Origin of the sequence: Streptomyces sp. S3(2020) (genome assembly GCF_013044505.1) — a bacterium.
Lineage (GTDB): Bacteria > Actinomycetota > Actinomycetes > Streptomycetales > Streptomycetaceae > Streptomyces.
The window spans coordinates 1-7,963 of sequence record NZ_JABERD010000316.1; the positions used below are offsets into that span (position 1 = coordinate 1).

General features: G+C 71.8%; 6 protein-coding genes. 3 read left to right on the forward strand and 3 right to left on the reverse strand.

Annotation, left to right across the window (positions count from 1 at the left end; translation table 11 throughout):
* The first annotated feature begins 124 nt into the window (after nucleotides 1-124).
* From fxsT to HLK59_RS46030, 3 genes are all read left to right on the forward strand, one after another.
* Nucleotides 125-2,956, forward strand: a complete 2,832-nt coding sequence (fxsT, locus tag HLK59_RS46020) for an FxSxx-COOH system tetratricopeptide repeat protein (protein WP_346779980.1) — start codon at nucleotides 125-127, stop codon at nucleotides 2,954-2,956.
* 132 nt (nucleotides 2,957-3,088) lie between these two features.
* Complete coding sequence (locus HLK59_RS46025; RefSeq protein ID WP_171147644.1) at nucleotides 3,089-3,922, forward strand: glycosyltransferase; 834 nt, start codon at nucleotides 3,089-3,091, stop codon at nucleotides 3,920-3,922.
* A complete protein-coding gene (locus tag HLK59_RS46030; protein ID WP_171147645.1) occupies nucleotides 3,919-5,982 on the forward strand; it encodes a glycosyltransferase family 39 protein in 2,064 nt (687 codons plus the stop codon). Before HLK59_RS46025 ends, HLK59_RS46030 begins: the two co-directional genes overlap by 4 nt.
* 6 nt (nucleotides 5,983-5,988) lie before the next feature.
* On the opposite strand, the gene HLK59_RS46035 is transcribed toward HLK59_RS46030, so the two are convergent.
* The 3 genes from HLK59_RS46035 to HLK59_RS46045 all read right to left on the reverse strand — a co-directional run.
* Nucleotides 5,989-6,525, reverse strand: a complete 537-nt coding sequence (locus HLK59_RS46035) for a hypothetical protein (protein WP_171147646.1) — start codon at nucleotides 6,523-6,525, stop codon at nucleotides 5,989-5,991.
* Complete coding sequence (locus HLK59_RS46040; RefSeq protein WP_171147647.1) at nucleotides 6,525-7,658, reverse strand: hypothetical protein; 1,134 nt, start codon at nucleotides 7,656-7,658, stop codon at nucleotides 6,525-6,527. Before HLK59_RS46040 ends, HLK59_RS46035 begins: the two co-directional genes overlap by 1 nt.
* A gap of 64 nt (nucleotides 7,659-7,722) precedes the next feature.
* Nucleotides 7,723-7,963: hypothetical protein (locus tag HLK59_RS46045; protein WP_206328392.1), on the reverse strand; the 241-nt coding region annotated here is incomplete at its 5' end.

Genomic DNA, 7,963 nt, shown 5'->3' on the forward strand with positions numbered 1-7,963 from the left:
TCGCGCCCCGGGCGTCCACTGCTCGCTTTGTTTTTTTAAGACTCCGGCCACCGCCGGGCTCCCCCCCACCCTCCTCGTCGGCCGCGTCAGATGTGTATAGGAGACGGCCCCCGACCACGTCACCATCAGCTACGCGGGCACCCACCGTGCCTGGGCCACCTGGACCGCGCACCAGCTCCAGCGGCACGGCTGCCGCACCGATCTGCTGCGCTGGGACCCGCCGCCGGGCGTCCCGCTGAACGTGCTGCTGAGCGAGCTGCTCCTGGTCCCGGGCCGCGTTCTGCTGCTCCTGGACGAGGGGTATCTGCGGCTCGGCCACCGCACCGAGGACGAGTGGGCCGGGGCGCTGGCCGACGTGGTCGCGCCGCGGCTGGACAGGTTCGCGGCGGTCGACCTGTCCACGCGTGCCCTGCCCGCCTCGGCCGCCGTACTGGGCCCGCCCGCGCTCAGGGACCTGGACCCGGCGGAGGCGCTGCGCCGGCTGCTGGCCGCGCTCGGTCTGGAGCACACCGAGCCGGACGCCGAGGAGGACGTGCCCGTCGCGCCGCGCTTCCCGGACGCGCCGCCGGCGGTGTGGAACGTGCCGCGCCGCAACTTCCGCTTCCCGGGCCGTGATCCGGTCCTGGAGGAGCTCCACGCGCTGTTCGAGAGCGGCGGTCCGGCCGGGGCGCGGGTGGCGCTGCGCGGGATCTCGGGGGTGGGCAAGAGCCAGATCGTGATCGAGTACGCGCACCGGTTCGCCAACGAGTACGACGTGGTCTGGTGGATCAGCGCGAGCTTCCGGGCCACCGCCCGCCAGCAGTTCGCCGATCTCGCCGACCGGCTCCAGCTGACGGACGCCCGGGCGCTGGGCGAACGGGTGCGCGCGGTGCGGGAGGCGTTGCGCACCGGCCGCAGGCGCTGGTTGCTCATCGTGGACAGCGCCGACGACATGGAGCAGGTGGACGACCTGCTGCCAGCGAGCGGCGGCCATGTCGCGATCACCACCCTCACCCGCGGCTGGGCAGCCTCGGGCGGGGTCGCGGAGATCCAGGTCGACCGGTTCACCCGGGCGGAGAGCGTCAGTTACGCCCGTCGGCACGTGGAGCGGCTCACCGACGAGGAGGCGGGCCAACTCGCCGAGGCGGTGGAGGACTTCCCGCTGCTGCTGGGACAGACCGCGGCCTGGCTGGAGGCCAACAGCCCGGTGCCTGCGGCCGATTACATCGCGCGGCTGCGCGGGGCCGACGCGGACGTCATCGGCATCCAGGTCTCCTCCGACTACCCGATCGGTTTCCGGACCAGCTGGGCCATCACCCTGGACTCCCTGGAGCAGGACAACCCCAAGACGACGGAACTGCTGCGTCTGTTCGCCCTGTTCTCGCCCGGCTCGATCCCGGTGCGCCAGCTCCAGCACGCCCGCCCCGGCGATCTGCCGCCGCATCTGGCGGAGCTGGCCGCGGACCCGGTGCGCTGGCAGAACGCGCTCGCGCGGCTGGCCGAGTCCACCGCCGTGCGCAGGGACTTCGTGCAGACCTCGGACGGCGACAGCTATGTCGACAGCGTGGAGATGCACCGCCTGTACCACCGGTTCCTGCGCCGCACGCTCTCCCCCGCCGACCGGGACGAACTGTCCGCGGTGGCCTGCCGGGTGCTGGTCTCGGCCGATCCGCAGCGCCCCTCCGACGTGCACGCCTGGCCGACGTACGCCGGACTGCTGCCGCATCTGTATCCGTCCGGCGCGCTGGAGAGCGCCGAGGACTCGGTGCGCGAACTCGTCCTGAACTGCATCGAGTACCTGCGGCTGCGGGACGAGGAGAGCACCGGGCTCACCCTGTGCGAACAGGTGCTGGCGCGCTGGCGGGTAAGGCTGCCGCCGACCCATCCGTCGATGCTGGTGCTGGTCCACCAGCACGCCAACATGCTGCGGCGCTGCGGGCGTTACCGGGAGGCGGAGGCCGTGGGGCGGGCCGTCGTGGAGCAGCTGGAGTACGAGCGGGCGCCCGACGACGCGGACCTGCTGCGGGCCCAGGTGGGGCTCGGCGGGACCCTGATGGCGCTGGGCCTGTTCGAGGAGGCGCACCAGGTCTGCGACCGGGTGTGGCGGGCGTACGACGCCCTGGAGGGCCCGGAGGCACCGCACACCCAGAGTTCCCTGCACAATCTGGGAGTCGCCCTCGGGCTGCTCGGCCGCTATCTGGAGGCCGCCGCCGTCCACCGCGAACTGCTGGCCGTGCGACAGCGGCTGCTCCGCCCGAACCATCGGCTGACCCTGCTCACCGGTCTCGCCCACGCCCGTTCGCTCCGGCTCCTGGGACGTCATCGGGAGGCTGCCGGGCTTCAGGACACCAACACCCGGCTGCATCGCGAGGCCATGGGCGAGTACCACACCCAGACCTTGCTGGCCCTGCACAACCAGGCACTGTGTCTGCGTCGTTCGGGCGACTACGAAGGTGCCGGGGACCTGCTGAGCGGTCTCGTGGAGCAGTGCGGTCAGCTTCAGGGCGCGCGGCATCCGATGACGTTGATGATCCAGGCCGACCACGCCTCCTTCCTGTCCTCCCACGGCGATCTCCGCAAGGCCGCCGACCTGACGCTCCTGGTCGCCGAGGACTACCGGCACCTGCTCGGCGAGGACCATCCGAACACCGTGGGTGTGCAGGGCAACCTGGGGTTGGTGCACTGGCGTCTGGGGGACCACGCGGAGGGACTGCGGCTCGTCGAGCAGGCGTTGCGCGGGATGACGGCCGCGCTGGGGGCCGATCATCCGTGGACCCTGGGCTGCGCCCTCAACGCCGCGGCGGTACGCCGTCTCTCGGGGCGTGCGGAAGAGGCGGCCGCCGGCCGGAAGGACACGCTGCGCCGGGCCCGGGGGGCGGTCGACGACGGGCACCCCCTGCTGCTGGCCTGCGTGGAGTCGCTGGCGACGGCCGCCGACGCTCCGCCGTACTGGGACTTCGAGCCGCAGCCCATCTGAACTGCCCCTCCGGAGCCGAGCCTTGGGCTCCGACATGGCCCCTCTATGAGCAACCTGTGAGTCCGCTGATTCTCACTCTTCCCTCAGCGACGGCTCAGGGTTCCCCCAGACGCCGCCCCGATCGTCACTGCCATGAACGAAACGAACGCGGGAGGCGCCCGGCGGCGGTCGGTCGAGATCGTGGTGCCGGTCCACAACGAGGCGCACGTCCTCGCCGAGTCCATCGGCCGTCTCCACGCATACCTCGAAGAGTCCTTCCCGTTCCCGTTCCGGATCACGGTCGCGGACAACGCCAGCACCGACGCCACCTGGCAGGAGGCGACGGAGCTGACCCTGCGGCTGCCGCATGTGCACGCGGTGCGCCTGGCGGAGAAGGGCCGGGGCCGCGCCCTGAAGCAGGTGTGGTCCCGGTCCACCGCCGACGTCGTCGCCTACATGGACGTGGACCTGTCGACGGGCCTCGAAGGCTTCCTCCCGCTGGTGGCGCCGCTCCTGTCCGGCCACAGCGACCTCGCCATCGGCAGCCGGCTGCACCGGCAGGCCGCGGTGGTGCGGGGCGCCAAGCGGGAGTTCGTGTCCCGTTCCTACAACCTGCTGCTGAAGGCGGGGCTCGCGGCCCGCTTCTCGGACGCGCAGTGCGGGTTCAAGGCGATCCGCACCGACGTCTTCCGGGCGCTCGCCCCGCACATCGAGGACACCGCCTGGTTCTTCGACACCGAACTGCTGGTCCTGGCCCAGCGCAACAGACTCCGTATCCACGAGGTGCCGGTCGACTGGACCGACGACCCCGACAGCCGGGTCGACATCGTCCGCACCGCCCTGGACGACCTCAGGGGCATGGCCCGCATGCTCCGCACCGGCCGTACCCGCATCGCCGTCCCCCGGCGGACCAGCACTCCGCAGGTGCCGGCCGCCCGCCCGACCACCTCTGCCGTCCACCTGGACCACCTGGAGTACGCGTCATGACGACTCTCGCCCCGCCGCCCGTCCAGGAGGCCCGGCACCGGGCCGAGCCGCCCACCCCGGCCGGCCGTGTCCGGCGGCTGTTCACCGGCGCCCCCGAGGACCCCCGCTGGGCCCGCCCCGCGCTGTGGGCGGTCCTGGTCCTGGCCACGGCCCTGTACGCCTGGAACATGTCCTCCGTCACCGGCAACACCTTCTACAACGCGGCCGTCTACTCCGGCACCAAGAGCTGGAAGGCGTTCTTCTTCGGCGCGCTGGACTCGGGCAGCTTCATCACCGTGGACAAACCGCCGTTCGCCCTGTGGGTGATGGGGCTCTCGGCGCGCGTGTTCGGTTACGGCACCTGGCAGTTGCTGCTGCCGATGGTCGCGCTGGGCACCGGCTCGGTGGCCCTGCTGTACCGCATGGTCAAGCGGGACTTCGGCGCGGTGGCGGCGACGATCGCCGCGCTGGCCCTGACGCTGACCCCGATCACCGTCGCCATCAACCGGGACACCAACCCGGACCCGGTCCTCGTCTTCCTGATGCTGCTCGGCGCGGCCGCCCTGATGAAGGCCGTGCGCACCGGCCGGCTGATGCCGCTGGTGTGGTCCGGGGTCGCGATCGGCTTCGCGTTCAACACGAAGATGATGCAGGCGTACGTGGTGCTGCCGGCGTTCTTCCTGGTCTACCTGTGGGCCGCGAACGCCTCGCTGGGCCGCAGGATCCGCAACCTCGCCGTCGGTACGGTCGCGCTGGTGGCCAGTTCGGCCTGGTGGATGGTGGTCGTCGATCTCATCCCCGCCTCCTCCCGCCCCTACATCGGCGGTTCGACCGACAACACGGTGTGGGACCTCGTCATCGGCTACAACGGCTTCGGCCGGATCTTCGGGGCGAGTTCGTCGGTGGGCTCGCAGGGCAACGGGGCGAGCTTCGGCGGCGAGGCGGGCCTGTACCGGATGTTCAACAGCATCATGGGCGGCCAGATCTCCTGGCTGATCCCGTTCGCCCTGATCGCCCTGGTCGGCGGCCTGGTGCTGCGCGGCCGGGCTCCGCGCACCGACGCCAAGCGGGCGGCACTGCTGCTCTGGGGCGGCTGGTTCGTCCTCCACTATCTGACGTTCGCCCTCGCCGAGGGCACCTTCCACCCGTACTACGTCACCGCCATGGCGCCCGGTGTCGCGGCGCTGGCCGGTATCGGCGGGGTGCTGCTGTACCGCGCCTTCGTGGAGGGCTCGGCGGCGAAGTGGGGCTGGGTGCTGCCGGGCGCCATCGCGGCGAGCACGGTGTGGGCGGTCGTCCTGCTCCAGCGGGTCTCCGGGTCCGGGACGCTGTACACGGTGGCGGAGGTCGTCGCCGGGGTGGCCGGTGCGGTGGCGGTGATCGGGCTGCTGCTCGGGCGGTTCACCAAGCGGCAGCGGCTGACCGGGCTCGCGGCGCTGGCGGCCGTGGTCGCCCTGCTGGCCGGTCCCGCCGCGTACTCGGCGTCGGCGGCCACGTCCAGCACGAACGGCACCAACCCGACGGCCGGGCCGAGCACCGGTGGTGGCATGGGCGGCGGCATGGGCGGCGGGCAGCGGCCCAGCGGGAACGCGCCGAGCGGCACCAGCGGGCAGGAGTCGACGGGTCAGCCGCCGACCGGTACGGGCAGCACCTCCAGCGACAGCACTTCCACAGAGAGCAGCACCGCGGACAGCGACAGCGAGTCCGGGACCGGCCGGACCGCCGGCGGCATGGGCGGCGGCACCCAGGTCTCGTCCGAGATGATCACGTATCTGAAGAAGAACCAGGACGGCGCCACCTGGCTGGTCGCGGTGGCCACCGACCAGACGGCCTCCTCGATCATCCTGGAGTCCGGTGAGCCGGTCATCTCGATGGGCGGCTGGTCCGGCAGCGACGACGCGATGACCCTCGCCAAGCTCAAGAGCCTGGTGAAGGCGGGCAAGCTGCACTACATCGTGGTCAGCGACAGCGGCCAGGGCTCCTCCACGAGCTCCGAGATCTCCACCTGGGTGAAGAAGAACGGCACGGCGGTCTCCGACTACAGCGGTCTGTACCGCCTGGACGCGACGGACGTCTCCTGACCGGTCTCAGTCGTCCGAGGAACGGCAGCCCTTCGGGAACTCGGTGTCACCGTCGGGAGTGGCCAGGAAGAACACGTCGATCCTGACGTTCCCGGAGGGTCCGCCCTTCCAGTAGCCCCGCTTCGGAGCATTTCTGAAGCGGGGCATCTCCTTGGTGATGACGGAGTTGACCCGCTCGGCGGCGGCCTGCCCCGGGCCCGGCTCCGGAGCCGTACCGAAGGAGAGCACGAAGCCCGCCGTACGGCCGTCGACGTCCGCCGAGCGGAGCTGCTCGGTGAACTGCCCGCGCACCGAGGCGGCGCTGCCCGTCTTCACGGTGAAGCTGCACGGCTTGAGGACCAGCCCCTGCTCCGCGACCCGGTCGCTCGGCGACGGACTCGCCGTCCCGGACGGGGTCGGGGAGGGCCCCGGGGGATCGGGCCGTTCCTCCTTGGGCAGGGAGCCCAGCGCGATGACGAACAGCAGCAGCAGGAGATCGGCGAAGAGCCAGCCCGCCAGCAGGACGGAACGCCCCGCCCCGTTCTGCCCGGGTCGGTAGGTCACTAGCGGCCCCCGTGCGGCGGGTCGGCGTTGCGGCGGTGGCCGTTGAGCAGCTCCAGCCGGTCCACGATCTGCCACATGCTGCGGGTGGAGTCGACGAGGTTGTCGGCCCGCTGGGTGAACACCAGCAGCGAGTCCCCGAGCCGCTGGGCCAGTTCACGGACCGCGGCGACGGCGAGGTCGTGCCGGTGGATCTCCTGCCCGGTGGTCTCCTGGACGCGCCGCAGGTCGGTGACGAGCGCGTCGAGGGTGGACCTGAGCTGCTCCCCCTCGCGGGCCGTCAGTTCCCTGACCCTGATCAGTTCCCGGGCCAGCTCGTTCGGCGGGAGGAGCGAGCGGACCAGACCCGTGAGTTCGTCGACCGACTGGGTCCAGCCGTCCAGCGCCGTCTGGATCCGGCTGCCGGGTCCGGTCTCCAGGACCGTCACGATCTCTTCCGATGTGCGGCGCAGCGCGCTCTCCAGATTGACAGTGCTGGCCAGCAGCTGGGCGGCGAGGCGGTCGGCGCTGCCGTTGTCCAGGGGTCTGCCCGCCGGCCGGGCGGCGGGCGCCGCCAGCAGGAACGTCGCCAGGGCCAGGTCCGTGGCCAGCCGTCCGCGGTCCTCCTCGCGCGAGAGCTGCTTCTCCCGGATGGTCTGCAGGACGTGGAGCCCGATCGTCAGCGCCACGACCAGGACGACCAGCAGGGTGACATGGACCGCGGACGTCCCGAGGGTGACGGTGGTCGGCTCGGCAGGGTCGCCCTTGGGGAAGCCGCGGGCCCAGCCGAGCAGGAAGGGGTCGGTGCTCTTCTGATCGTCGTAGGCGTCGAGGGCGTCCTGCAACCGCCACCAGGTGAGCGCGATGGGCACGAACACCAGCACGTCGCGCAGCACCCCGAGCCATCCCTCCACGGCCGGCCAGCGCTTGGGCCGGGCGTCGGGGAGCAGCACCTCGGGCGGGTAGGCCACGACCAGGTCCGCGCCGGCGAGCGTGACGCCGCCGGTGTCCAGGTCGTCCGCGAGGAGATCCAGGACCGAGGTGTCCGTGCCGTCGGCCCGGGCCCGGTCGGCGACTGCTCTGATCCGTCCGGCGACACCACCCAGCCCCGTGCCGGGTCCAGGGGCGGACCGGGGTGCCGGGACAGTCGCGTTCACGGTCATTGCCTCTTCATTCCATGTCATGCGGTGTCATCCGGTCGGGTCGGGCGGGCGACGGGGATCAGAGGGACGTCCAGACGATGTAGCCCACGGCGGCGAGGATGATGGTGAGGATGATGATCACGAAGGCCGTGTTCACGGGGTCCAGTCCGCCGATCCCGGCGCGCTCCGCCGGCCGCCGGTCGGCCCGCCGATCGGGGGCGTGCCGCTCGTGGATGTGCCTCTCGTGGGCGTGCCTCTCGTCCGGCTGGGGATGCGGCGGCCGGACGAGAGGCACGCCCACGAGAGGCACATCCACGAGC

Excerpts from the sequence above, each read along its gene's own strand:
- HLK59_RS46025 (WP_171147644.1), top strand. The coding sequence starts at position 3,089 with ATGAACGAAACGAACGCGGGAGGCGCCCGGCGGCGGTCGGTCGAGATC.
- HLK59_RS46030 (WP_171147645.1), top strand. The coding sequence starts at position 3,919 with ATGACGACTCTCGCCCCGCCGCCCGTCCAGGAGGCCCGGCACCGGGCC.